Consider the following 26073-nt stretch of genomic DNA (forward strand, 5'->3'; position numbering starts at 1 on the left):
CCTCCCATGCCTCGCTTTGCGGCCAATCTGACGATGATGTTCACCGAACTGCCCTTCCTCGACCGCTTCGCGGCGGCGGCGGATGCCGGTTTCAAATCGGTGGAATTCCTGTTCCCCTACGATCATCCGGCCGACGCCGTTCGCGCCGCGGCCGATCGCGCCGGCGTCGACATGGTGCTGTTCAATTTTCCGCCCGGCGACTGGTCGGCGGGCGAGCGCGGGATCGCGGCATTGCCGGACAGGGCCGGAGAGCTTTCCGCTGCACTCCGGCGCGGTATCGAATACGCCCTTGCGCTCGCCGTGCCGCGGCTGCACCTGATGGCGGGCCTCGTTCCGGTCTCGTCAGCCTCCAACGAGCGCTTTCACGTCGCGATCCGGGAGGCGGCCGAACTGGCCGCGCCCCATGGTATCGACATCCTGCTGGAACCGCTCAACAAGCGGGACATGCCAAGCTATTTTCTTTCCGATTTCGCCCAGGCCGAGGACATCATCGCGGCGCTCGGCCTGCCGAACGTGAAGTTGCAGTTCGATATCTATCATCGCCAGATCCTGCATGGCGACGTGACCGCGGCGCTGAAACGGCTGCTGCCGGTGATCGGGCATATCCAGACCGCTTCGGTGCCGGGCCGCAACGAGCCGGGCACGGGCGAACTCGATGATTTCCAGATTTTCCGCCTCCTCGACGAGATCGGCTATTGCGGTCATGTCGGCTGTGAGTACCGGCCGCTCGCTTCGACGCACGAGGGGCTGGCCTGGCTTGGAAAGACGACGGACATGGGAGGCGCATGAATGTTCATCGGTGCAATCGCGGACGACCTCACCGGCGCGACGGATTTGTCGCTGACGCTGGCGCGCGAGGGAATTAAGGTCCTTCAGGTGGTCGGCGTTCCGGCCGCCGATCTGGATTTCGGCGATGCGGAAGCTGTGGTGGTTTCGCTGAAATCCCGCACCATCCCGGCGCAGGCGGCGGTCGACCTGTCGCTGGCCTCCGCGAGGATGCTGCATGCGCGCGGTGCACGCCAGTTCCTGTTCAAATATTGCTCGACGTTCGATTCGACCGATCACGGCAATATCGGCCCCGTCGCGGATGCCCTGATGGATTTCCTGGAGACCGACCGGACGATCGCATGCCCCGCCTTTCCCGCGACGGGGCGCACCGTCTATCGGGGGCATCTCTTCGTCGGCGACCAGCTGCTTTCGGAAAGCAGTATGAAGGATCATCCGCTGACCCCGATGCGCGATGCGAACCTGGTCCGCGTACTCGGCCGCCAGAGCCGGAACGCCATAGGCCTGGTCCCCCGCGACGTGGTCGCAGCCGGCGAGGTGGCGCTGAAGGCGGCGCTCGACGCGGTCTGCGGCATCGCCATCGTCGATGCAATCGACGATGGCGACCTTCGGGTGATCGGCCGCGCCGCGCGGGATTTGCGGCTGATTACCGGCGGGTCCGGCATCGCGCTTGGCCTGCCCGCGAATTTCCTGCCGCCTGGGCGAGCGCGCGCCACGGCGCCTCTGCCGGTCCCGCCGGGGCGCACGGTTCTTCTCGCCGGGTCGTGCTCCACGGCGACACGCCGCCAGGTCGCTTCCGCCATCGAGGCAGGCGTCCCCGCGTTGAAGCTCGATGCGATTGCGATCGCCGAGGGGCGCATAGCGGTGCGCCACGCGCTGGATTTCATCCTGCAAGGCGAGGGCGGCCTGCCGCCGCTGATCTGGTCCAGCGCCGATCCGCAAGAGGTCAGGCTGGCGCAGGACCGGCTGGGGCGTGAGCACGCCGGCGCGCTGGTCGAGGCCTTCCTGGCGGAACTGGCCGGCGCCCTCGTCGGCGAAGGGTTCAACCGCTTTATCGTCGCGGGCGGCGAGACGTCCGGTGCGGTGGTCAACCGTTTGGGCGTCGCGGCGCTGGAAATCGGCCCCGAGATCGATCCGGGCGTCCCCTGGACACGGGCGCGAGGCACGCGCATCCCGTTGGCGCTTGCCCTCAAGTCCGGCAACTTCGGAGCGGACGATTTCTTCCTGAAAGCCTGGAGGATGCTGCCGTGACCGCTCTTCTTTCGGAAGCGACCCGGGTGCGGGACCTGATCGCCGAGGTGGGACGCTCCCTGTTCGACAGGGGCTATACGCATGGTTCGACAGGCAACATTTCCGTGCGCCTGTCCGACGGCACCATGCTGATGACCCCCACCAACGCATCCCTCGGCGCATTGGAGCCCGAACGGCTCTCGCATCTCGATCATCTGTGCAACCATATCGCCGGCGACAAGCCGACGAAGGAGGCGTTCCTGCATACATGCATGTATTGCCAACGGTCGAATGCGCAGGCGGTCGTGCACCTTCATTCCACTTACTCCGTCGCCGCATCCATCCGTGCCGATGTGGACACATCGAATGTGCTTCCGCCGCTAACCGCATACTATGTCATGCGTGTCGGGCGTTTGCCCCTGGTGCCTTACTTCGCTCCGGGCGACAGACAGTTGGCGCTCGCCGTGGAGGCCGCCGCGCGAGACCACCATGCTGTGCTGATGGCGAACCATGGTCCAGTCGTCGCTGGCCACACCCTGCGTGAAGCTCAATATGCGATCGAGGAACTCGAGGAAACTGCGAAGCTTGTCTTGTTGCTTGATGGAAAGTCGATAAAAGCTCTCACGGAAGAGCAGGTCTCTGCACTTGCACGAAGACTTCTGATTGGAGATTAGTAGGCAGCGCTGATCAGAGGGTCACCGGCTCATTTTCAAGAGCCCTCGCAACCAATGAGATTTGTAACCGCTTCCAGTCAACCTCCTCCTTCTGTCCCTTCAGCTCGCCCGCTCTAACATGGCGGGCGTAGTCGTTTTGGTGCTCCGGATCGTCAGGTCGGCAGACTTGCCGTCAGAGGGGGCGCATGACAACCTTCTGCAACCAGTTCCTGGCGGCTGATCGTCCTGGAGTTCGTGCAGACGATATTGAAGGAGAACAGTTCAATGCAGAACCGCAGGGATTTTCTGATGATGAGCGCGGGCGCCGGGGCGTTGCTTGCGGTTGGCGTGCCGGCTTTCGCACAGGGCGGCGGCAACCATGCGAAGTCCGCGACGGCGGTCACGCAGGTCTTCGGCGAAGGCGTCAAACTGGTGGCCGTGGCGGTCGAATACGACGCACCGGTCGATGGTGCCTCTCTCTCCGTGGACAGCTTCACGATCGAGGGGCGCACCGTCACCGAAGTCTTTGCCAGCGCCACCGCCGACCCGGCGGACCGGGCGGGAGAGGGATCGTTCGTCATCGTCGCCCTCTCGCCCGTGGATGCAAACGCAGGGCTTGCCCAAAAGAGCGGGCAGCAAGGGGGCGGCGAGCCGGAGGAGGGGCCGGGCGGTGCTGGCGGCCGTGGTCCCGGTCAGGCGGGCGATATCCCGGCTTACGACACGACCTACCCGCCGGCCTCGGCGACGCTCGTCCAGTCCGGGCCGGTCGGGCTGGCGGATGGCCGTGTGATCGAGGGCGGCGGCAGCGCCATCGGGACGACGGCTATCGAGAACCTTGTCGTCGACGATTTCCGTCAATTGGAGTTCAACGATCTCGAGACGGGCAAGCGCCTGCGCTATAATCTGTTCGTGCCGAAGGACGAGGACGCCGCAGCATCCTATCCGCTGGTGCTTTTCATGCACGATGCGGGCGCGACCAGTGACCAGACACGCACAACCCTGTTCCAGGGGCTCGGCGCGCTCTCCTGGGCGAGCCACGAGGACCAGGAGAAGCGCCCCGCCTTCGTGCTGGCGCCGCAATTCGCCGAGATCATCGCGGACGACGATTCCCGAGCCTCCGACGCACTCGACGCCACGATCAATCTCATCAAGGCGCTTGCCGGGGAATACAGCATCGATACAAACCGGCTCTATACGACCGGCCAGTCGGGCGGCGGCATGATGTCGATCGCCATGAACATCAAATATCCGGACTTCTTCGCGGCTTCCTTCCTCGTTGCCGGGAAATGGGATCCGGCGCTGGTGAAGCCGATGGCGAAGCAGAAGCTCTGGATCCTGGTATCGCAGGACGACGCCAAGGCTTTTCCCGGCCAGAACGCCATTACCGCGGTTCTGGAGGCCGAAGGCGCGAAGATCAGCCGTGCCATCTGGGACGCGCGCTGGTCGGCCTAGGAATTCCTTGCTGCGTTCGATGAGATCGACGCTGAGGCAAGCCGGATCAACTACGTGACCTTCGCCCCCGGCACGGTCGTTCCCGAAGGCGAAACTGCCGCCGGCGCCAGCGGCCACCGCAACACATGGCGCGTGGCCTATACGATCGAACCCATCCGCGAATGGATATTCCGACAGCACAACTGAATTTTCGGTCGTCACCGGAACGATGAAGTAGCCCCGCCTTGCACCCCAACGGGAGCCACGGGGCTGCCATCGCCGCCGGCACGGCGGTCAGATCGCCTGCGGCTTGAAATCGCTCCCGGCGACCGGCATGACGCCCTTCAGCAGCGCAATCGACTTCTCCAGCCCTTCGAGGCTGTTCAGCAGCACGTCCTCGTGCTCGACCGACAGCCAGCCGTCATAACCCGCCATTCTGAGGCGATAGCAGAACTGCCGCCACCATTCCTCGCCATGGCCGAAGCCCAGCGTGATGTAGGACCAGCTCCGCGCGGCGATGTCGGTCAGCGAGCCGTTCTCCAGGAGCGACGTCTTCGCCTGGACCGGGGCGTTCAGCATCGTGTCCTTGGCGTGGACATGATAGATCGCGTCACCCAGCGCTTCGGCCGCGACGAGCGGATCGGCGCCCATCCAGAAGAGGTGCGAGGGATCGAGATTGGCGCCGACGAGCGGGCCGACGGCAGCGCGCAGCTTCAGGAGCGAGGGAACGTTGTAGACGCACTGGTTGCCGTGGAGTTCGAGCGCGATGCGCTCCACACCGTATTCCTTCGCGAGGGTGGCGATCTCCGTCCAGAAGGGCAGGAGCTTTTCCTCCCACTGATAGCGCAAGATCTCCTGCGTTTCCGGCGGCCAGGAGGAGACGACCCAGTTCGGCATCAGGTCGCCCGCGCGCGCTGCCGGCAGGCCGGACATGGTGCAGACGGTCTTGATGCCCATGTCCCCGGCAAGGCGGATCGTGTCCTTGAGGCACTCGGCCTGTTCTGGCTGCGTGGGATGCAGCGGATTGCCGTTGGCATTGAGGGCGACGATCTCCAGGCCACGGCTTTCGAAGGCATTGACGAGGTCCCGGCGCGCATCGGCGCTGGCCTTCATCGCCTGAAGATCGAAATGGGGGGCGGTGGACCAGCCGCCGGTATTGACCTCGACGCCCGAGACGCCGAGCCGCGCGGCGTTGTCGAGAAGCGCTTCGAACGGCATGCCGCCGAGGCTGTCGGAAACGAAACCGAGTTTCATTGCAGAATTCCCTGTTGTCTGATGTAGAGCGACGGCATGTCCGTCCTGTCGATGCCGATGCGTCGGCCCGTCCGAAGCGCCTCGACCCCGGCTTCGGCGACAAGCGCGGCGCAGTAGCCGTCCCAGCAATCGGACGCGATTGTCGGGAACACGCCGGTCCGAACGAAAGTCAGGAAGGCCTTGTTCTGCAAGCGGTAGGCTTCCGCAAACCGCGGGCGCCAATCGGGCGCATAGCGCTCGAAGGCCATGAGCCGGCCGTTGTGGCGCGTGTGGACGGGTGTGTTGAGGACGATCGATCCCTTTTCGCCGACAAGCTCGCCGCGCACGTCGTAGCCATAGGCGGCATTGTTGTTGATCTCGACATTGACGAGCTGGCCCTTGTCGGTTTCGAGGACCATGAAGACGGGAGCCCCGGTCTTCGACGCATCGACGCCGGCGGGCTGGAAGACGGAGATGGCCGTATAGTCGGCATCGAGGACGAAACGGGCGACGTCGAATTCGTGCGGCGCCGAATTGGTGATCGCCATCTGGCCGGTGAAGTTCGCCGGCGCTTCGACGTTCCGGTGGAAATTGTGCATCATGGTCGCGTGGCCAAGCGCGCCATCCGCGAGCGCGGCCTTCATCTCCCGGTAGGATGGGTCGAAGCGGCGCATGAAGCCGAGCTGGACGAAGCGCCGGCCGCGCGCGACTTCCGCTTCGATGACCTTGAGGCATTCCCCGGAATTCTGCGACAACGGTTTTTCGCACAGGACCGGCTTTCCGGCCTCGATTGCGGCGAGCGACATCGGCGCATGCGTCTCGTCCGGGCTGGCGATCAGCACGGCGTCGATGTCGCTGCGCCGGACGGTCTCAAGCGGGTCGGTGGAGACGTCGGCCGCGCCGAAATCGTCCGCCACCGTCCGCGCGCGCGCAGCGGACGCGTCGCAGACGACGTGCAGGTTGGCCCCCGGCAGGTCCTCGGAGACGATCCGGGCATGGTCGGCGCCCATGATGCCGGCGCCGATGATGGCTATTCTGACAGACATTCAGGATCCCTTATTTTCGAAGTGCCCATTGGCGCAGCGACCGGTCGCCATAGGCGGCGGCGACCACGATGAGGCCGAGGATGAGGATGAACCATTGCGGGCGCACGCCCGTCACGACGAGGTAGGACTGGATCGACGAGAGCACGAAGGCGCCCATCAGCGCGCCGGGGAGCGAGATCCGCCCGCCGGCGAGAAGGCAGCCGCCGAGCACGCAGGAGGCAATCGCCTGCAGCTCCATGAGGCGCCCCATCGACCCGTCGGCAAAGCCGAGCTTGCCCGCCTCCAGCGTTCCGGCAAAGGCGGCCAGCATGCCGCAGAGGATGAAGGTGGCGCGCTTGATCCTGTCGACGCGAACGCCGCGGGAATGGGCGCTCTCGGCCGAACCGCCGACGGCGAGCAGCCGGTTGCCGAAGGGCATCGCCTTCAGCATCACCATCAGGACGGCGAGAACGGCGATCAGCCAGTAGAGCGCGGTGTTGAAGCGAAGGAAATCGCCGCCGCCCAGCACATGGTAGGTCCAGCCGTTGCGCTCCGCATAGGGGATGGAAAACGAAAAGCCCTCGGTCAGCGCGATGGCGATGCCGCGGAAGATCATCAGCGTGCCGAGGGTGATGATCAGCGACGGGGCGCCGGTTTTCGTGACGAGCAGCCCGTTGACAAGACCGATCGCCGCCCCGACGGCAATCGCCGCAACGGCGGCAAGCGAGGGATCGACCTGCGCGGCGAGCCACAGATAGGCGAGCGCCCCCATGCCGAAGGTCGAGCCGACCGAGATGTCGATCTCGCCCGTGCCGATGACCAGCGCCACGCCGAGACTCATCAGCCCGAGCGTTGCCGTCACCTGGAGGATGGTGGCGAGGTTGTAGAGATTGGCCCACTTGCCGTCCGAGGTGGTCGAAAACAGGACGATCAGGACGGCACCGATGAGGAAGATGCCGAGTTCCGAATGGCGACGGATGAGGGGCTTGGCGGCGGAAAGGGCCATCAGACGGCCTCCCGCTTCTCGACCATGCGGCCGCCCTGGCGGATGACCTCCTCGAGCTCTTCCGCCGTCATGGAGCTGGTCGATGCGTCCGCGACCTTCTCGCCGTTTTCCATGATGACGATACGGTCGGCGAGCCTGTGCACCTGGAAGATGTCGTGGGTGATGTAGATGACGAGCAGGCCCTGCTCCTTGAGTTGCACGGCGAGCTCGTTGACATGCTCGCGCTCGCGCACCGACAGGTGGTTCGTCGGCTCGTCCATGATGACGACGCGGTTCTTGAATTCGACGGCCCGGCCGATCTTGACGGACTGGCGCTCGCCGCCGGAAAGGCGTTCCACCTCGTCGTCGGCAGACACGTTTTCGCGCAGGCCGAACTGCCTGATGACGCGGGTGGATTTCTCCCGCATCCTGGCAAAATCGAGGAACGGGATGCCGAGGATCCGTTTCACGGGCTCGCGGCCGAGATAGAAATTGCGCGCGATCGACAGATTGTCGCAAAGCCCGACGGATTGCTGGATCGTCTCGATGCCCTGGTCGATGGCGAGCTTCGGATGAAACTTTTCCACCTTCTTCCCGTCGAAGAACACCTCTCCGGAACTTGGGGCATAGATACCGCAGAGAACGCGGATCAGCGTCGTCTTGCCGGCGCCGTTGTCGCCGACGAGGCCGATCAGCTCGCCGGCGTGAAAGTCCACCGAGACGTTCTTGAGCGCATGGAAGGCGCCGAAGTGGAGGTCGAGGTTCCGGACCTGGATAAGGGGGTGAGTGCCGGTCATGTGCGCGTCCTCCCGCGTCAAACGCTGTGCCCGAGGAACCGGGCCAGTTTCTGGTTGAAGATGACCGCCGCGATGAGCACCACGCCGACGAAGGTGATGTACCAGGACGACGGCGCGCCGAGTGCGATCAGCTCGTAGCGGAAGCTGACGACGATGAGCGCGCCGAGAATGGCGCCGAGGATCGAGCCGCGTCCGCCCGTCAGCAGGCAGCCGCCGATGACGGCTGCGGCGATCGCCTCCAACTCCATGTTCTCGCCGAGCGTCACATGGGTCTGGGGCTGGTTGCAGAGCGTCAGGATTCCCGCGAAGCCGGCCAGCAGGGAGCACAGGACGAACGCGGCGATCTTGACGCGATCCGTGCGCACCCCGCGCGATTCCGCGCTCTCCCGGCTGCCGCCCGTGGCCAGCAGCCGGTTTCCGAATGGGGTCGCCCAGAGAACAAGGCTGAGGATGGCGGCGATCGCGACCAGCCAGAGAATGGCGGCCTCGATGCCGAAAAGCTCGCCGCCGAACAGGCGGGTCAGCGGGTGGCTGCGCGCATCCGGCGAAAAGTTGTGCACGGAGCCGCCTGTCCAGACATAGATGATGCCGCGTGCCGTGAACAGGCCGCCCAGCGTCACGATCATCGAGGGAAGCTCGCGCTTGACCACGGCGATCGCCTGGACGAGCCCGACAAGCGCGGCGACACCGAGTGCGACGAGGAATGAGCCTGGAACACCGAGCGCCGGCTCCATCGTGATGAAGGCAACGCCCGCAAGGCCGTAGACCGAGCCCACCGACAGGTCGATCTCCTTCGTCATGATCACCAGGGCCTGACCCATCGCCACGAAGGCGAGGATGGCGGTGAACTGGGTGACGTTGGAAATGGTCTGGATCGTCCACCAGCCGGAAAAATCGATGAGGGTAAAGACGGCCAGCATGACGACGGCACCGATGATCGCGCCGAAGCCCTGGCCTCGAACAAGCTGTTTCATGATACTCTGCCCAGTGGTTTCAGCGTGCGCGCAAGGCACGCGCACAGGAAAAAGGACAGCGGGTCCCTACGGGTATCCCGCTGCCTTCCCGGGAGGAAACCTTACCAGGTGTTCTGCTCGTCGTAGGCCTTGTCGCCGAAGACGCCGCGAACCAGCTCGGCCCACTTGTCGGCATTGTCCTTGTTGATCACCACGGGGCCGGTCAGGATGTCCGACTGCGGCGCATAGCCGAACTGCTTATTCCAGTAGAGCCATTCCATGGGCGCGTAGCCCTGCAGCCAGAAGCCCTGGCTGTTCGTCGCGAGAATGTGCCCGGCGCGCACGCCTTCGATTGACACCGGGCCTTCGTCGACGGTGAGCACGGTCACGCCCTTGTCGTCGACATCGGGATCGAGATTCATCTCGTTGGCGACGCCCCAGGCCCAGGGAGACGACCAGCCGGCGACCGTGAAGATATAGTTGGTGTCCGGGTTGGCCTGCAGGAAGGATTGCAGCGTGTTGCGCGCCGTCGCCGGCTCCGCGCCGATGAAGAGCTCGTCGAACTTGGCGCCTGCCGCCTCCATCACTTCCCTCATGCCTGCGCAGCGCGCCTTGAGGCCCTGGTGGGCCGAGTCATGGCTTGCGCAGACCATGTGGGTCGGCTTCGGGATCTCGCCGGCTTCCACCTTCTGGAGTGCATATTCGCCGAGCTTTTTGCCCGTCAGGAACTCGTCGCCGCCGACATAGGTGAGGTAGGGAATGCGCTCGCCATCCGGGCGGCTATCGGGAATGTTGAAGGCGACGACCGGAATGCCGGCCTCGATCGCCTTGCGCAGCGGGCCTTCGAAGGCGTCGGAACTAACGATCGGCACGGCGATGCCGTCCGGCTGGGTCGAGATCGCCTGCTCCAGAAGACGGACGTGCTCCTGGACGGAGTAGTTGTTGGTCGAAATATACTCGGTCTTGACGTTCGGATATCGCTTTTCGAACTCCGCCATCGACGTCGTCAGCCAACCCATGTTCGGGTCGTTCGAGCCGATATGCGAGACCATGACGAAACGGTACTGCTTCTCGCTGTCCTGTGCGTGGACAGCGCCACCGAGAGCGGTTGCGGCCAGCAAGGCAGAAACCAGTAAGGGCTTGTTGAAGTTCATCGGATCCTCCTCCTCCAATTGACAGCTTGATTATCCCGATTGAAATGCCATCATTCAACGAAACCGAGGGCCTTTGGCGATGTACTTTCCATCAACTATGCTGCGCGGCACCATTTTGCAGTAACGTGTTCGGAAACCTGTTCTTCCAAGGCCGGCTTTCCGCGTGGTGATCGGGAACACATCAGGAAACGGGAGTGAAAATGGCGGAGCCTGTGCAGGTGCGAACGTGGAAAGGACCATCGGTCCAGGAAATCGCCAGGCTCGCGGGCGTTGGCTCGGCGACCGTGGACCGGGTGCTCAACAACCGCAGCGGGGTCAGGGAAAAGACCAGGGCGCGTGTCCTTGGCGCCCTGGAGAAACTTCGCGACGAGAACACCGGCAGGGAGATTCCGGTGCTGATCCGCCTGTTCTGCGACTCGGGTGAAACATTCAATGCGGCCATAGCGGCGGCGGTTTCAGAAGTGAACCGGACCTTGGCTGGCGTAGACATCCAGGGTGCCTACGTGACGACCAGCGAGGTCGATCCGCTCGCCTTTGCAAGGCGCGTCGAGCAGGAGGGCAGCGAAGCCGACGGTGTCGTCGTCATCGCCCGGGAACACCCGTCGGTCAACAGGGCGATCCGCAAGCTGCGCACGATCGGCAGGCCGGTGATCTGCCTCACCACGGATCTGCCGAGCTCGCGAAGAAGCGCCTATGTCGGCAACGACCAATATGCCGCCGGAAGCGTGGCTGCTCTGCTGATCGGCAACGCGTTGCCGAAGGAGCACAAGAGCATCCTGATCGTCATGAGCGTGCCATTCCGGTGCCAGCAAGAGCGCGAGATGGGGTTCCGGCGCGTTTTGCGGTCCGACTTTCCTTATCTCAAGATCGAGGAGCGGGTAATCTCCGACGAGAGATCGGAGAGCACCTGCGATCAACTGACGCGATACTTCGAGGCGAATGGGCAACCCGCCGCAATCTACAACGTCGCCGGCGGAAATCGCGGCGTCGCCAAAGCGCTGGAAAATGCCGGCAAAGCGGACGAAACCATCTTTGTTGGGCACGAACTGTCGAACCACTCCCGCCACCTGCTGGAGAGCGGAACGATGAACTATGTGATCTCTCATGATTTCGGAGCCGAGCTCGCATCGGCGGCAAGGTGGATCAAGGACAATCTGCATGGTGTGACGATCGAGCCGGGCCACTCGCAGATCCTCGTTCACACGCGATACAATTGCGGGCTTTAGGTGCCCGTTCAGACGCTATATCTCGCCGATGGCAACCGCGATCAAAACCTGCAGGATTGCCGCCCCTCGACCGCTTTACCTGGTCCCATGTCTATTCGAGGGATAAAGTCGGAAGTGCGAAGTCTTTGCGGAACAAATGTTGACATATCATTGAGTATGCAATTAATCTTGCGCACATGGCAACCGCGACATTGGACGAGGAGGTGTTCCAATTGTTTCGACGTCCAAAGGCTCCAGTTTGGAGCCGATCGAAGGGAGCGTCTTGCAGGTTGAGAGACGGATCGAATTTCTAACCTCTCGCCGTCCTAAGTTTTAAGGCATTGGCGGAATTCGCGTTGTCAAAATTCGCAATGAATTGTGCTTGAAATAATATATTGAAAATAACGTTGTGGTCTCGGCCATGCTGGACCACAAGGGAGGAGAGATAGTGAGCACAGTGCAGCCGAGGGGAGGCGTGTTGCTGGAAGCCAAGGGTATATCGAAATACTTCGGCGCCATCACCGCCCTGAACAACATCAACTTCCATGTCGATCATGGGGAGGTACTCGGCGTGGTCGGGGACAATGGTGCGGGCAAGAGCACCCTGATGAAGATCCTGTCTGGGCTCTATACGCCGAGTGAGGGACAACTCATCTTTCAAGGCGGCCCGGTTCACTTCTCAAGTCCGAAAGAGGCACGCCGGCTCGGTATCGAGATGGTGTACCAGGACTTCGCTCTCGCCGGAAACATGCCGATTTACGAGAACATTTTTCTTGGTCGCGAGCCCGGTCCGAAGATCGGGCCATTGCGTATCGTGGACCACGCCAAAGCCCGTCAAATGGCAGCCGAGCACCTCGACAAGCTTAAAATCCACGTCAAGTCGATCGACCAGAACACTGAGAACCTCAGCGGCGGGCAGCGCCAGGCCGTGGCAATCGCACGGGCGACCGCGTTCGACGCCAAGCTGGTTATCATGGATGAGCCAACCGCCGCGCTTGCGATCAAGGAGGTCGGCAAGGTGCTCGATCTCATCCGGTCGCTCAAGGAGCACGGCGTGGCCGTCATCATCATCTCGCACCGGATGGACGACATTTTCTACTGCTGCGACCGCGTGATCGCGCTCTATCAGGGCACGAACTTCGCTGAAGCGCAGCTCGCCGACACGAACCGCAACGAAGTTATCGGCTGGATCATGGGTACCAAGGGTCACTCAGCGCAACTTGCTCATGACCAGGTGAAATGACCATGTTTTATCATCCCAAACTTTCGAAATTCCTCGAAACATACGGCATCATCGCGGTCGTCGTGGTTATGATGATCGTTCTGGCCCTCATCAAACCGGACGTGTTTCTTTCTGCGGAGAACCTGTCGAACATCTTGAAGCAAAACGCCTCACTGGCGTTGCTGGCTTTGGGAATGCTTGTGGTCATCATCACCGGGGGTATCGACCTGTCGGTCGGCTCCATCATGGCTCTCGCCATGGTATGCATCGCGCTTGCGGCGCAGGCCGGAGTGCCGTGGGAATTGTGTCTTCTGATCGGGCCTGCCGTGGGTCTCGCCGTCGGGTTCATAAACGGAGCCGGACTAACTTGGCTCACCCTGCCGCATCCATTCATCATGACGCTCGGAACGCTCAACATCGCGCGCGGCGTGACCTATCTCGTCACCGGTGGATCGCCCGTCACCGGCCTCTCCCCGGAAATCCGTTACCTCGGCGTCAAATACTGGACGCTGGGGATATTCCAGGCTCCCGCAGGCATTCCGGTGAGTATCGTCCTGGTGGCGATCTGCGCTCTGGGTCTCTGGTTGTTCCTGAACTACACCTCGACTGGCCGGCATATTTTTGCGATCGGCGGCAATTCCCATGCTGCGCGCGTTTCGGGCGTCAATGTCGATAAGGTCCTTATCATCGTCTACATGATCTGCGGCTCCTTCGCGGGGCTCGCCGGACTTCTATTGGTCGGTCGCACCGGAAGCGGCTTCCCGAACGCGGGTATCGGCATCGAGCTCGATGCGATCGCGGCAGTCATCATCGGTGGCGCATCGTTCTTCGGCGGCCGGGGCAGCGTGCTCGGTGTCCTCGCGGGCGTCCTTATCATGGGCCTCCTCCGCAACGGCCTCAACATAAACAACGTGAGCGCCTTTTGGCAGATGATCCTGATCGGCATCGTCATCATTGTCGCGGTCTACATCGACGTCATCCGCCGGAAGGCCGCGACGCGGAAGTAACGAACCAAGTCCGGAGGCGTGTTTGTCTCAGCGCACCCGGAGAAATCTTTCAGAGACCTGGGAGGATTTGGAAATGAAAAGCATTCTTCTGTCTGGTGTTGCCCTGACCATGATGATGGGCGCGGCATTTGCTGACACCTATGTAGTCAGCATGAAGGGACCTGCATCGGGCAATCCGTACTGGGCCGCCTTCGAGAAAGGCGCAAAGGAAAAGGGCCAGGAACTCGGCGTCGAGGTCATTGTTGTTGCGCCGCCGAGCGAGACCGACATTCAGGCGCAGATCAGCCAGATCGAAGACCTGATCGCGCAGAAGGTCTCAGGCATCGCCCTCGCGCCGACCGACCCGGCGGCACTAGGACCGGTGGTCGATCAGGCGAAGGAAGCCGGAATTCCGGTCGTGTTCGTCGATGGTGTCGGGACTAACGAAGGGGTTCCGTTCGTCGGGACCAACAACCTTTCAGGCGGCAAGCTTGCCGGCGAGTTCATGTGCAAGAACCTGCCTGAAGGCTCTGAAGTTGCCATCCTCCAGGGTGTGATGACGACGACGAACGGCGCGGACCGCTACAACGGGGCCAAAAAGGCACTTGAGGCCTGCGGAATGAAGATCGTGTCCGCACAGCCCGCGGATTGGGACCGGGCCAAGGGACTGGCGGTGACGGAGACGATCCTGAGCGGCAACCCGAACATCGCAGGCATCTTCGGCTCCAATGACAACATGGCGCTCGGTGCTGTCGAAGCCCTCAAGGCCGCGGAGAAGCTCGATAAGGTGATGGTCGTCGGCTACGATGCCAATCCGGATGCGGCCAACTCCATTCTTGCGGGTGAGATGACGGCGTCTATCGCACAAGCGCCAGCCGAGATGGCCGGCCTCGGTATCCAGATCCTCGTCGACATGAAGGCCGGAAAAGATGTGCCGTTGGTTACGGACCCTGGCACTGTCCTGGTGATCAAGGACAACGCCAACGACTACAAGTAAGGCAAAGCGTCACGTCGAATGCGCATTGAGCCTGATTGCCGATAGCGATCAGGTTTCAGAACTGCAATGGCTTAGCCTCCCAAGGCAAAGGCGCGCGTCTCCGATCAATCCGGATCGGGGGCGCGCGCAATGTGGTCGGCGGATTGCCAAATTGTCGTGTCGCTCACTTCACATGCGTTCCTGGTAACGGATGATTTCGGGCAGAAGGGGTGATTCCGTGTTGATCCCGCTTACTCTTGCCGCTCGCCGTTCGGGCGGTGGAATAAGGCTGGGACCACGCGTGCCTTGATGAGGCATTCGACGTCGGGGGCAAAAAGCGAGCGGCATAGTGTGCCACTGCCGCGGTCTCCACGTTGGCCCGAAAGTAGGCTGAACGGCGCGCCAGCCGGCGCGCCGCATCCTTAGCGGATCACCTCATAGCCGGCGGCGGCCATGACGCGCAGGAGTTCCTTATGGCCGATCTTGGCCATGTCGAGTGGCGCGTTGTGGGCGGGGTTCTGCTCCGCTTCGACGACGAACCAGCCTTCATAGCCGTAGGAGGCGAGGCGCTTGACGATGGCCTCGAAATCGAGGCTGCCGTCGCCGGGGACCGTGAAGGCGCCTTTTATGACGGCGTCGAGAAAGCTTTCCCTCGTGCGGTCGAGCGCGTTGATGACGGACAGGCGGACGTCCTTGGTGTGGACGTGGGTGATGCGCTTGTGATGCTTGTCGATGACGCGCAGCACGTCGCCGCCGGCAAAGGCCATGTGGCCGGCGTCGAAGAGTAGCGGCAGGCCTTCGCCGGAATGTTTCATCAGGAGGTCGAGTTCCTCCTCGGTCTCGATGGGGGCTGCCATGTGGTGATGATAGGAGATCGGCATGCCCTGGTCGCCGCACCACTCGCCGAAGACCGTCATCTTGCGGCCGTAGACCGCGATCTCGTCCTCGGAGAGTCGGCGCTTGGTCGAAAGGGGCGCATGGCGATCGCCCTGGATGGTGCCGGCCGTCTCGCCATATACGATGCAGGGGGCGCCGACCGCCTTGAACAGCGCCATCTGCTCGGCGATCCGGTCTTTCTCCGCCTCGATGTCGCCATCGAGCAGCAGGCCGGAGAACCAGCCGCCGCAGACCTGGATGCCGTGCTTGTCGAGGATGGGACGCAGGATCTTTGCGTCCATCGGGAAGCGGCGGCCGGTCTCCATGCCGGTAAAGCCGGCCTCCGCGGCTTCGGCAAGGCAGCCTTCCAGCGAGATGTCGCTGCTGATTTCCGGCAGGTCGTCGTTCCACCATGCGATGGGCGCAATGCCGAGTCTGGCTTTCATGGTCGTTCTCCGCGTCAAAGGGTCGGTCTTTCGTCTGCGCGAAGTCCGACCCGCCGAAAAACGGCCTTCACTGTCGCCTCCTCCTCGCATGGAGGTTTCATACAAAACAAATATTGACAATTCAATATCAGTGCAAAGATAATTGCATTCGAGCGGCCGGAGGAGGCCGCAGGCACATCATCCGAGGAATTGAGAGAATGAAGAAGAAGCTCCGTCTTGGCCTCATCGGGTCGGGTTTCATGGGCAAGACGCATGTGTTCGGCTTCGCCGCCGCGGAGCGGGTCTTCGACCTGCCCTACGATGTGGAGCTTGCCACCATCGCCGACGTGACTATTGCACAGGCGGAAGCCGCACAGGCTGCCTTTGGCTTCGCGCATGCCACGGATGACTGGCACAGCCTGGTGACGGACCCGACGATCGACATCATCGACATCACGGCCCCCAATGCCCTGCATAAGGAAATGGCGCTGGCCGCAATCGCTGCGGGCAAGCACGTTTATTGTGAGAAGCCGCTCGCCCCGCTTGCTACCGATGCACGGGAAATGGCGGAGGCGGCGGAAAAGGCCGGCATCAGGACGCAGGTCGGTTTCAACTATCTTTGCAATCCGATGCTCAGCCTCGCGAAGGAGATGATCGAGGGCGGGGAACTCGGCGAAATCCGCGGCTACCGCGGCCTCCATGCGGAGGACTACATGGCCGATGCGAATGCGCCTTTCACCTTCCGGCACGATCCGGCCGGCGGCGGCGCGCTGGCGGATATCGGCAGCCATGCGCTGGCGACCGCCGAATTCCTGCTCGGGCCGATCAGCAAGGTCATGGGCGATTGCGTCACGATGATCGCCGGCCGCCCCGACGGCAAGGGCGGTGTCCGTGCCGTCGAGACGGACGACGTCGGCCGTGCCTTCCTGCGCTTCGAAAACGGTGCCACGGGTTCGATCGAGGGCAACTGGATCGCGACCGGCCGCAAGATGCAGCACGATTTCGAGGTCTACGGCACCAGGGGCGCGCTCGCCTTCTCGCAGGAGCGGTTCAACGAACTTCACTTCTATTCGACGGCGGATGCCAAGGGCCGGCAGGGTTTCCGCCGTATCGAGGCCGGTCCCGACCATGTGCCCTATGGCCGCTTCTGCGTCGCCCCCGGCCATCAGCTCGGCTTCAACGACCTGAAGGCGATCGAGGTCGCGGGCTATCTGGAGGCGATTGCCGGCCTGCGGCCGGAGCCATTCAATTTCCGCGCGGGCCTGCGCATCCAGACGCTGGTGGAGACGATCCAGAAATCTTCCCGCGCGGGCAACTGGCTCGACGTGGACCGCTCATGACACAAAGGTGCGGGGGGAGGGGATCATGGCAAGTATAGGGATAGGCGTCATCGGCGCGGGCGTGATGGGAGCGGAGCATGCCCGCATCCTCGCCACGGAGGTTTCCGGTGGGCATCTCGTGGCTGTCGCCGATGCGGACCTACCTCGGGCGCAAGCGGCGGCGAACGGTGCGAAGGCTATGACGAATGCCGAGGGGCTGATTGCCGATCCTGCCGTCGAAGCGGTCCTCGTCGCTTCGCCGGATTCGACGCATCACCGCCTCGTGCTCGCGGCAATCGCCGCGGGCAAGCCGGTCCTCTGCGAGAAGCCCCTAGCCACCAGCAGCGCCGAATGTATGGAGATCGTGCAGGCGGAAATCCGGTCCGGCCGACAATTGGTCCAGACCGGGTTCATGCGCCGTTTCGACCCGGCCTACCGTGAGATGAAAGCGGTGATCGAGGGGAAGGCGCTCGGCGGCGTGCACATCCTGCACTGCCAGCACCGCAATGCGGCGGCGCCGCCCTGGTTTACGGGCGCAATGGCCGTCACGAACTCCCTTGTTCACGAGCTCGATATTTCTCGCTGGCTCCTGTCCACCGAATATACAGCGGTCACCGCTTTCCCATACCCTTCGGAGGAGGGGAAGACCGCTGATCCGGCTCTCTTCGTTCTAGAAACGAAAGCCGGCACACTGGTCTCAGTGGAGATTTTCATGAACGCGGCCTACGGCTACCATGTCCAAGCGGAGGCCGTCTGTGCGAAAGGGACCATCGGACTGGCGCACCCCGCACTGACTCGTATCCGTCACCAGCGGGCCGAATGCGGTTCGTTTCCGTCCAACTGGATTCCGAGATTCCTCGACGCATACCGCATACAGAACCAGGCGTGGATCGATGGCATCCATAGCGGCACGCCGCCGGTGGAAGGCGCGACTGCGTGGGATGGGCTCGTCGCGACATGCCTTGCGGACCAGATTGTCGAGGCCTTGACCGGGCGTCAGCGCGTAGAGTTCAAACTTCCTCCCAAGCCGCTGCCAAGTGAAGCTGTCTAGTTCTAGTTTCACAACACATATCGCTCAATCGGCGAACCTACCCCCCTCGACAGCATAGACATAGGGACAAACAAGATGAAGATTGGTTCGCCATGCGAGGTGTTCCGGGGAGAAGCCCGTGTCGCACTGACACCGGACAGCGCGGTTCAGCTCGGCAAGCTGGGCTATGCCTGCCTCATCGAGGCCGGCGCGGGTCTTCTGGCCGGCATATCGGACGATGCCTACCGGGCTGCCGGCGTGACGGTGGTCGATGACGCGGCTGCGCTGGCGGCGGCGGACGTCATCGTCAAGGTCCGCCCGCCCACGACGGCGGAAGTCGACCTCCTGTCTCCGGGCAAGACGCTGATCTCGTTCTTCTATCCCGGCCAGAATGCCGAACTGCTGGAGCAGGCCCGTTCGAAGGGCGCGACCGTCATCGCCATGGACATGGTGCCGCGTATCAGCCGAGCCCAGAAGATGGACGCGCTGTCGTCGATGGCCAATATCGCCGGCTACCGCGCGGTCATCGAGGCGGGCAACCATTTCGGCCGCTTCTTCACCGGCCAAATCACGGCCGCCGGCAAGGTGCCGCCGGCCAGGGTGCTGGTGATCGGCGCGGGCGTCGCGGGCCTTGCCGCCACCGGTGTCGCCACCTCGCTCGGCGCGCAGACCTATGCCTTCGACGTGCGCCCCGAGGTTGCCGAGCAGATCGAGAGCATGGGCGCGGAGTTCGTCTATCTCGATTTCGCCGAAGGTCAGGGCGGCGGCGTACAGGATGGCGCGGCGACCGGCGGCTATGCCGCCCCGTCCTCGCCGGAGTTCCGCGAGAAGCAGCTTGCCAAGTTCCGTGAGCTTGCCCCGCAGATGGATATCGTCATCACCACGGCGCTGATCCCCGGCCGTGACGCGCCGAAACTGTGGCTTGCCGACATGGTGGCGGCGATGAAGCCGGGCTCGGTCGTCGTCGACCTCGCCGCCGAGCGCGGCGGCAATTGCGACCTCACCGTCGCCGACCAGAAGATCGTCTCGGACAACGGCGTCACCGTCATCGGCTATACGGACTTCCCGAGCCGCATGGCCGCGCAGTCCTCGGCGCTCTACGCCACCAATATCCGCCACATGCTGACCGACCTGACGCCCGGCAAGGACGGCCAGATCGTGCACAATATGGAGGACGACGTCATCCGTGGGGCGACGGTCACCTTCGATGGGGCGATCACCTATCCCCCGCCGCCGCCGAAGATCGCGGCGATCGCCGCGCAGAAACCGAAGGAAAAGGTCAAGGAACCGACGCCGGAGGAAAAGCGCGCGGCGGAAGCGGCCGCCTTCAAGGCCGGGACGAAGAACCAGCTGGCGCTGTTGGCCGTCGGCACGGCGCTGCTGCTGATCGTCGGGGCCTTCGCGCCCGCCGCCTTCATGAGCCACTTCATCGTCTTCGTGCTCGCCTGCTTCGTCGGCTTCCAGGTCATCTGGAACGTCAGCCACGCGCTGCACACGCCGCTGATGGCCGTCACCAATGCCGTCTCCGGCATCGTCATCCTCGGCGCGCTGCTGCAGATCGGCTCCGGCAACGGGCTGGTGGTGGTGCTGTCGGCGCTCTCGGTGCTGATCGCCACGGTCAACATCGTCGGCGGCTTCCTCGTCACCCGGCGCATGCTCGCCATGTTCCAGAAGTCGTGATCGGGGGATTTGCATCATGACCATCGGTATCGTTTCGGCCGCCTATATCGCGGCAGCCATCCTCTTCATCCTCTCCCTCGGCGGTCTGTCCGGCCAGGAAAGCGCCAAGCGCGCCGTCTGGTACGGCATCGTGGGCATGGCGCTCGCCGTCGTCGCCACGGTCATCGGGCCCGATGTCGGCAACTGGTTCATCATCGTGCTGATGATATCGGGCGGCGCGGTGCTCGGGTCTTACGTCGCCTCGCGCGTGCAGATGACCGAGATGCCGCAGCTCGTCGCGGCGCTGCACTCCTTCGTCGGCCTTGCCGCCGTCTTTATCGGCTTCAACGCCCATATCGAGGCGGCGCATGTCGCAAGCCTCGACGAAGCCGGCCGCTCCGCGCTGACCGGCTTTGCCGCGCTCCTCGCCCACAAGGAGCCCGTCGAACTCACGATCCTGAAGGTCGAGGTGTTCCTCGGCGTGTTCATCGGGGCGGTCACCTTCACCGGCTCGGTCGTCGCCTTCGGCAAGCTGGCCGGCAAGGTGGACGGCAAGGCCAGGAAGCTGCCGGGCGGGCACGCCCTCAATGCCGGTGCGGCGCTGCTGTCGCTCGTCCTGCTCATCCTCTACGTCAACGGCGCCGGGGCCTGGACGCTGGTCGTCATGACGCTTGCCGCCTTCTTCATCGGCTATCACCTGATCATGGGCATCGGCGGGGCCGACATGCCGGTGGTGGTGTCGATGCTGAACAGCTATTCCGGCTGGGCGGCCGCGGCCATCGGCTTCACGCTCGGCAACGACCTTCTCATCGTCACCGGCGCGCTGGTCGGCTCGTCGGGTGCGATCCTCTCCTACATCATGTGCAAGGCGATGAACCGCTCCTTCATCTCGGTCATCCTCGGCGGCTTCGGCGCGACGACCGGCCCGCAGATGGAGATATCAGGCGAGCAGGTGGCCATAGATGCGGAGGGCGTGGTCGCGGCGCTCAACGAGGCCGACAGCATCGTCATCGTGCCGGGCTACGGCATGGCGGTGGCGCAGGCCCAGCAATCGGTCTCGGAACTCACGCGAAAACTGCGGGCTTCCGGCAAGACCGTGCGCTTCGCCATCCACCCCGTCGCCGGCCGCCTGCCGGGCCACATGAACGTGCTGCTCGCCGAAGCCAAGGTCCCCTATGACATCGTGCTGGAGATGGACGAGATCAACGAGGACTTCCCGAACACCGACGTCGTCATCGTCATCGGCTCGAACGACATCGTCAACCCGGCCGCCCAGGAAGACCCGAACTCGCCGATCTCGGGCATGCCCGTCCTCGAAGTGTGGAAGGCCAGGCAGGTGTTCGTCTCCAAGCGCGGCCAGGGCACCGGCTACTCTGGCATCGAGAACCCGCTCTTCTACAAGGACAATACCCGCATGTTCTATGGCGATGCCAAGAAGAGCATCGATCAGTTGCTCCCGGCACTCGCCTGAATCGGAGAACGGGTCGATGGAACATTCTCCAGGGTTGCTGGCCGTTGCAGCCATCGCCTGTTTCTTCGTCGGCATGTCGAAAGGCGGGCTTCCATCGGTCGGGACATTGGCCGTGCCGATCCTCGCCATGGCCATACCGCCGATCACGGCGGCCGCCTTGCTGTCGCCGATCTTCGTAGCGAGCGATTTCGTCGGCCTCTATCTCTACCGGAAGGAATATTCGGGCCGGAACCTGCTGATCCTGATCCCGGCGGCATTGGTCGGCGTCGGGATCGGCTGGCTCTTCAGCGCCAACCTGTCGAGCCTGTTCATCGGCATGCTCGTCGGCCTCGTCGGCGTGCTCTTCTGCGCCAATGTGTGGTTCGGGAAACGTTTCCGCGAAACCGCAAGGCCGGCGGATGTCGGGCGCGGCCTGTTCTGGGGCGTGCTGACGGGCCTGACGAGTTTTGTATCGCACTCGGGCGGGCCGACGTTCCAGATGTATGTCTTGCCGCAGCGGCTTTCGAAGATGACCTTCGCCGGGACGGCGACGATCCTGTTCGCCATCGTCAACGCGGCGAAGATCGTCCCCTACTGGCAGATGCGGCAGTTCGAGAACTTCGATATCCCGCTTGCGCTATGGCTTGCCGTCCCGGCGATTGCCGGGACCGTCGTCGGGCGGCGGCTGACCATGATGATCCCCGACGGCATCTTCTTCCGCCTGATCGAGATCACGCTTCTCGGCCTGTCGCTGAAGCTGGTCTGGGACTATCTGGCGACCGCTCTCTAGCGTCGTTTGTGTCAGAGAGCGCCGGTCAGGAACTGCGCCTGGCCGAGCCCGAAAGACCAGTCCTCGTCTGAATTCGTCACGAACGTGAACATCACGTCGGTTGAGCCGATGCCGCACGCCCGGAGCAAACCGGAGCATGCCTTTTCATAGAACAGTTCCTTTTGCGCACGGGTCCGCGGCCTTGAAACAATCTCGACGAGCACGAATTTCTTCGTCCTCGTGAATCCGAGGCCGGTGTCGAGCGCCCGCAAATGGTCCGCCGGATGCTGGGACAGGATCTGGTAGCGATCGTCCTCCGGGACACCGAAGGAATCGACCATGGCGCGATGGAGAACATCGAGCAGGGTGGAGATTTCCTCCGGCGTGCGGCCCTCGATCGTGTGGATTTTCAAAAGCGGCATGATAAGTCCTTTCTGTTTCAAGCGCCGTAGACGATAAGGAGGTCCTTGGCGTCGATCTGGTCGCCGGCCTTGACCAGCACCTCGGAGACCGTGCCGTCCTTTTCCGCATGCAGCGCCGTCTCCATCTTCATGGCCTCGATGGAGAGCAGGACGTCGCCCGCCTTGACCGTCTGGCCGGCGGAGACCGAGACCGTGGAGATCACGCCCGGCATCGGCGCGCCGAGATGGGCGGTATTGGCGGTATCGGCCTTGCGGCGGACGGCCGAGGTGGCCGCGCGGTTGCGGTCCGGTACCTTGATGAGGCGCGGCTGGCCGTTCAGCTCGAAGAACACCTTGACCATGCCCTGTGCATCCGGCTCGCTTTTCGCCTGGTGCAGGATGACGAGGGAGACGCCCTTCTCCAGTTCCGGCTGAAGCTCCTCGCCGGGGGCAAGGCCGTAGAAATAGGCCGGCGTCGGTAGCACGCTGACCGGGCCGTAGGTATCGGCGGCCAGCGCATAGTCGGTGAAGACCTTAGGATACATGAGATAGGAGGCGAACTCGAAATCGTCGACCTTGCGCTCCAGCTTGTCCTCGATGGCCTTGCGCTCGGCATCGAGATCGGCCGGCGGCAGCAGCGAGCCCGGCACGGCGGTATAGGCCTGCTCGCCCTTGAGCGCCTTCTTCTGGAGTGCTGCCGGCCACCCGCCCGGGGGTTGGCCGAGGTCGCCCTTCAGCATGGAGACGACGGATTCGGGGAAGGAGACGTCCTTCGCCGGGTTCTCCACATCGGCGACGGTGAGGTCCTGGGAGACCATCATCAGCGCCATGTCGCCCACCACCTTGGAGGACGGCGTCACCTTGACGATGTCGCCGAACATCCGGTTGGCGTCGGCATAGGCCTGGGCGACCTTGTGCCACTTGGTCTCGAGGCCGAGCGAGCGGGCCTGTTCCTTGAGATTGGTGAACTGGCCGCCGGGCATCTCGTGGAGATAGACCTCCGAGGCCGGCCCCTTGAGGTCGCTCTCGAAGGCGGCGTACTGGAAGCGCACGGCCTCCCAGTAGAAGGAGATGCGGCGGATCCATTCCGGATCGAGGCCCGGATCGCGTTCGGAACCCTTCAGCGCCTCGACGATCGAGCCGAGGCAGGGCTGGGAGGTGTTGCCCGACAGCGCGTCCATGGCGGCATCCACCACGTCGACGCCGGATTCGACGGCGGCAAGGACGGTCGCGGCGGCAATGCCCGACGTGTCATGGGTGTGGAAATGGATCGGCAGGTCGGTCGCCTCGCGCAGCGCCTTGAAGAGCACGCGGGCGGCGGCCGGCTTCAGGAGGCCCGCCATGTCCTTGACCGCGATCATGTGCGCGCCGGCCTTTTCCAGGTCGCTCGCAAGCGCGGTATAGTATTTCAGGTCATACTTCGGACGGGCGGAGTTGAGGAGATCGCCGGTATAGCAGATCGCCGCCTCGCAGATCCGGTTCTCTTCTGCAACCGCGTCCATCGAGACGCGCATGTTGTCGACCCAGTTCAGGCAGTCGAAGACGCGGAAGACGTCGATGCCGCCCTTCGCCGCCTGGCGGACGAAATACTTCACGACATTGTCGGGATAGTTCTTGTAACCGACGCCGTTCGCCCCGCGCAGCAGCATCTGGAGAAGCAGGTTCGGCGCGTCCTCGCGGATGCGGGCGAGGCGGTCCCACGGGTCTTCCGTCAGGAACCGCATGGAGACGTCGAAGGTGGCGCCGCCCCAACATTCCAGCGAGAAGAGCTGCGGAAGCGCCCGCGCATAGGTGCCGGCGACGCGGGCGATGTCGTGCGTGCGCATGCGCGTCGCCAGCAGCGACTGGTGGCCGTCGCGCATGGTCGTGTCGGTGAGGAAGACCTGGGTTTCGCCGCGCACCCATTCGGCGAACTTCTTCGGCCCAAGCTCGTCGAGCTTCTGCTTGGTGCCGGCGACGATCTCGCCCTCGATGAAGGGCACGGCGGGCTTTGCGACGTCGGCCGGCGGCTTCGGGCGGCCCTTGGCCTCCGGATGGCCGTTGACGGTGACGTCGGCGAGGTAGGTCAAGAGCTTCGTCGCGCGGTCCTGGCGCTTGACCTGCTGGAAGAGCTCCGGCGTCGTGTCGATGAAGCGCGTCGTGTAGCTGTTGTGGCGGAAGGCCTCGTGGCCGATGATCGCTTCCAGGAAGGTGAGGTTGGTCGCGACGCCCCGGATGCGGAATTCGCGCAGCGCTCGGTCCATGCGGGTGATGGCTTCCAGCGGGTTCGGTGCCCAGGCCGTGACCTTGACGAGCAGCGGATCGTAGAAGCGGGTGATGACCGCGCCCGGATAGGCCGTGCCGCCGTCGAGGCGGATGCCGAAGCCCGAGGCCGAGCGATAGCCGGTGATCCGGCCGTAGTCGGGGATGAAATTCTGTTCCGGGTCTTCCGTGGTGATGCGGCACTGCAAGGCGTGTCCGTTGAGGCGGATATCGTCCTGCGCCGGCACGCCCGATTCCGGCGTGCCGATCGCCGCGCCGTCGAGGATGTGGATCTGTGCCTTGACGATGTCGATGCCGGTCACGACCTCCGTGACCGTGTGCTCGACCTGGATGCGCGGGTTCACCTCGATGAAGTAGAACTTGCCGCTGTCGGCATCCATCAGGTACTCGACCGTGCCGGCGCCGACATAGTTGGTGGCATGGGCGATCTTCAGCGAATAGCCGGCCAGTTCCTGGCGCTGCGCCTCGGAAAGGTAGGGTGCGGGCGCACGTTCGACGACCTTCTGGTTGCGGCGCTGGATGGAGCAGTCGCGCTCGAAGAGATGGACGACATTGCCGTGTGTATCGCCGAGGATCTGGCTTTCGACATGGCGGGCGCGCTCGACGAGCTTTTCGAGATAGACCTCGTCCTTGCCGAAGGCGGCCTTGGCCTCGCGCTTGGCTTCCGTCACCTCGCGGATCAGGTCCTTGGCATCGCGGATGGCGCGCATGCCGCGTCCGCCGCCGCCCCAGGAGGCCTTCAGCATGACGGGATAGCCGATCCTGGCGGCGAGACGGTGGATTTCCGCCTCGTCGTCCGGCAGCGGATCGGTCGCCGGCACGACCGGAACGCCGACGGAAATGGCGAGATTGCGCGCGGCCACCTTGTTGCCGAGCTGGCGCATCGTGTCGGGCCGCGGGCCGATGAAGGTGATGCCGGCCGCATCGCAGGCATCGACGAATTCCGGGCTTTCCGACAGAAGGCCGTAGCCGGGATGAATGGCGTCGGCGCCCGAGAGCTTGGCGACGCGGATCACCTCGTCGATCGACAGATAGCTCTCGATCGGCCCGAGATCGCGGGAAAGATGCGGGCCGCGGCCGATCTGGTAGCTCTCGTCCGCCTTGAAACGGTGCAGTGCCAGTTTGTCCTCTTCCGCCCATATCGCGACCGTTTTGAGCCCCAGTTCATTGGCCGCGCGGAACACGCGAATGGCGATTTCGGAACGGTTGGCGCCAAGAATCTTGGAAATGGGCATTGGAACTCCCC

At 63.5% G+C, this 26073-nt stretch carries 23 protein-coding genes; 14 read left to right on the forward strand and 9 right to left on the reverse strand.

Annotated elements, in window-relative coordinates:
* The first annotated feature begins 6 nt into the window (after window positions 1–6).
* The 5 genes from otnI to AB3G45_RS02605 all read left to right on the forward strand — a co-directional run bounded on the left by otnI (window position 7) and on the right by AB3G45_RS02605 (window position 4307).
* Window positions 7–789: a 2-oxo-tetronate isomerase gene (otnI, locus tag AB3G45_RS02585; RefSeq protein WP_367829097.1), complete on the forward strand. Its 783-nt coding sequence runs from the start codon at window positions 7–9 to the stop codon at window positions 787–789.
* Window positions 790–2037 (forward strand): 3-oxo-tetronate kinase, encoded by a 1248-nt coding sequence (gene otnK / locus AB3G45_RS02590; protein WP_367829098.1) that lies wholly within the window; start codon window positions 790–792, stop codon window positions 2035–2037. It begins immediately after the preceding gene.
* On the forward strand, window positions 2034–2690 hold the full coding sequence (gene otnC, locus AB3G45_RS02595; RefSeq protein WP_367829099.1) for a 3-oxo-tetronate 4-phosphate decarboxylase: 657 nt from the start codon (window positions 2034–2036) through the stop codon (window positions 2688–2690). The genes otnK and otnC overlap by 4 nt, the downstream gene beginning before the upstream one ends.
* A gap of 264 nt (window positions 2691–2954) precedes the next feature.
* Window positions 2955–4121 carry a PHB depolymerase family esterase gene (locus tag AB3G45_RS02600; RefSeq protein WP_367829100.1) on the forward strand — a complete coding sequence of 389 codons (1167 nt, stop codon included), beginning with the start codon at window positions 2955–2957 and terminating at the stop codon, window positions 4119–4121.
* Window positions 4122–4175: 54 nt separating this feature from the next.
* Window positions 4176–4307 carry a hypothetical protein gene (locus AB3G45_RS02605; RefSeq protein WP_367829101.1) on the forward strand — a complete coding sequence of 44 codons (132 nt, stop codon included), beginning with the start codon at window positions 4176–4178 and terminating at the stop codon, window positions 4305–4307.
* A gap of 87 nt (window positions 4308–4394) precedes the next feature.
* On the opposite strand, the gene AB3G45_RS02610 is transcribed toward AB3G45_RS02605, so the two are convergent.
* From AB3G45_RS02610 to AB3G45_RS02635, 6 genes are all read right to left on the reverse strand, one after another.
* Window positions 4395–5354, reverse strand: a complete 960-nt coding sequence (locus tag AB3G45_RS02610; RefSeq protein WP_367829102.1) for a sugar phosphate isomerase/epimerase family protein — start codon at window positions 5352–5354, stop codon at window positions 4395–4397.
* Complete coding sequence (locus AB3G45_RS02615; protein WP_367829103.1) at window positions 5351–6379, reverse strand: Gfo/Idh/MocA family oxidoreductase; 1029 nt, start codon at window positions 6377–6379, stop codon at window positions 5351–5353. Before AB3G45_RS02615 ends, AB3G45_RS02610 begins: the two co-directional genes overlap by 4 nt.
* Before the next feature lie 10 nt (window positions 6380–6389).
* Window positions 6390–7364 (reverse strand): ABC transporter permease, encoded by a 975-nt coding sequence (locus AB3G45_RS02620; RefSeq protein ID WP_367829104.1) that lies wholly within the window; start codon window positions 7362–7364, stop codon window positions 6390–6392.
* Window positions 7364–8140, reverse strand: a complete 777-nt coding sequence (locus AB3G45_RS02625) for an ATP-binding cassette domain-containing protein (RefSeq protein ID WP_367829105.1) — start codon at window positions 8138–8140, stop codon at window positions 7364–7366. Before AB3G45_RS02625 ends, AB3G45_RS02620 begins: the two co-directional genes overlap by 1 nt.
* A 17-nt stretch (window positions 8141–8157) precedes the next feature.
* Complete coding sequence (locus tag AB3G45_RS02630) at window positions 8158–9114, reverse strand: ABC transporter permease (protein ID WP_367829106.1); 957 nt, start codon at window positions 9112–9114, stop codon at window positions 8158–8160.
* A gap of 101 nt (window positions 9115–9215) precedes the next feature.
* Window positions 9216–10247: a sugar ABC transporter substrate-binding protein gene (locus AB3G45_RS02635; RefSeq protein ID WP_367829107.1), complete on the reverse strand. Its 1032-nt coding sequence runs from the start codon at window positions 10245–10247 to the stop codon at window positions 9216–9218.
* Between the two features lie 200 nt (window positions 10248–10447).
* Between AB3G45_RS02635 and AB3G45_RS02640 the strand changes: the two genes are divergently transcribed.
* The 4 genes from AB3G45_RS02640 (at window position 10448) to AB3G45_RS02655 (ending at window position 14657) form a co-directional block, all read left to right on the forward strand.
* Window positions 10448–11473, forward strand: a complete 1026-nt coding sequence (locus AB3G45_RS02640; protein WP_367829333.1) for a LacI family DNA-binding transcriptional regulator — start codon at window positions 10448–10450, stop codon at window positions 11471–11473.
* 427 nt (window positions 11474–11900) lie between these two features.
* Entirely contained in the window at window positions 11901–12695 is a 795-nt protein-coding gene (locus AB3G45_RS02645) for an ATP-binding cassette domain-containing protein (RefSeq protein ID WP_367829108.1), read from the forward strand.
* 2 nt (window positions 12696–12697) lie between these two features.
* Window positions 12698–13681 carry an ABC transporter permease gene (locus AB3G45_RS02650; protein WP_367829109.1) on the forward strand — a complete coding sequence of 328 codons (984 nt, stop codon included), beginning with the start codon at window positions 12698–12700 and terminating at the stop codon, window positions 13679–13681.
* Window positions 13682–13754: 73 nt separating this feature from the next.
* On the forward strand, window positions 13755–14657 hold the full coding sequence (locus AB3G45_RS02655) for a sugar ABC transporter substrate-binding protein (RefSeq protein ID WP_367829110.1): 903 nt from the start codon (window positions 13755–13757) through the stop codon (window positions 14655–14657).
* Window positions 14658–15058: 401 nt separating this feature from the next.
* On the opposite strand, the gene iolE is transcribed toward AB3G45_RS02655, so the two are convergent.
* Window positions 15059–15958, reverse strand: coding sequence for a myo-inosose-2 dehydratase (iolE, locus tag AB3G45_RS02660; protein ID WP_367829111.1), 900 nt, complete (start codon window positions 15956–15958; stop codon window positions 15059–15061).
* Window positions 15959–16155: 197 nt separating this feature from the next.
* Between iolE and AB3G45_RS02665 the strand changes: the two genes are divergently transcribed.
* The 5 genes from AB3G45_RS02665 to AB3G45_RS02685 all read left to right on the forward strand — a co-directional run bounded on the left by AB3G45_RS02665 (window position 16156) and on the right by AB3G45_RS02685 (window position 22185).
* Window positions 16156–17277, forward strand: coding sequence for a Gfo/Idh/MocA family protein (locus AB3G45_RS02665; RefSeq protein ID WP_367829112.1), 1122 nt, complete (start codon window positions 16156–16158; stop codon window positions 17275–17277).
* A gap of 25 nt (window positions 17278–17302) precedes the next feature.
* Window positions 17303–18307 carry a Gfo/Idh/MocA family protein gene (locus tag AB3G45_RS02670; RefSeq protein WP_367829113.1) on the forward strand — a complete coding sequence of 335 codons (1005 nt, stop codon included), beginning with the start codon at window positions 17303–17305 and terminating at the stop codon, window positions 18305–18307.
* Window positions 18308–18382: 75 nt separating this feature from the next.
* On the forward strand, window positions 18383–19966 hold the full coding sequence (locus tag AB3G45_RS02675) for a Re/Si-specific NAD(P)(+) transhydrogenase subunit alpha (RefSeq protein ID WP_367829114.1): 1584 nt from the start codon (window positions 18383–18385) through the stop codon (window positions 19964–19966).
* A gap of 16 nt (window positions 19967–19982) precedes the next feature.
* Window positions 19983–21416, forward strand: a complete 1434-nt coding sequence (locus AB3G45_RS02680; protein WP_367829115.1) for an NAD(P)(+) transhydrogenase (Re/Si-specific) subunit beta — start codon at window positions 19983–19985, stop codon at window positions 21414–21416.
* 16 nt (window positions 21417–21432) lie between these two features.
* A complete protein-coding gene (locus tag AB3G45_RS02685; protein WP_367829116.1) occupies window positions 21433–22185 on the forward strand; it encodes a sulfite exporter TauE/SafE family protein in 753 nt (250 codons plus the stop codon).
* Between the two features lie 11 nt (window positions 22186–22196).
* On the opposite strand, the gene AB3G45_RS02690 is transcribed toward AB3G45_RS02685, so the two are convergent.
* Both AB3G45_RS02690 and pyc read right to left on the reverse strand, forming a co-directional pair.
* A complete protein-coding gene (locus AB3G45_RS02690) occupies window positions 22197–22586 on the reverse strand; it encodes a tautomerase family protein (protein ID WP_367829117.1) in 390 nt (129 codons plus the stop codon).
* 17 nt (window positions 22587–22603) lie between these two features.
* Window positions 22604–26062 (reverse strand): pyruvate carboxylase, encoded by a 3459-nt coding sequence (pyc, locus tag AB3G45_RS02695; RefSeq protein WP_367829118.1) that lies wholly within the window; start codon window positions 26060–26062, stop codon window positions 22604–22606.
* Window positions 26063–26073 lie beyond the last annotated feature (11 nt).

Origin of the sequence: Shinella sp. S4-D37 (assembly GCF_040812195.1) — a bacterium.
Lineage (GTDB): Bacteria > Pseudomonadota > Alphaproteobacteria > Rhizobiales > Rhizobiaceae > Shinella.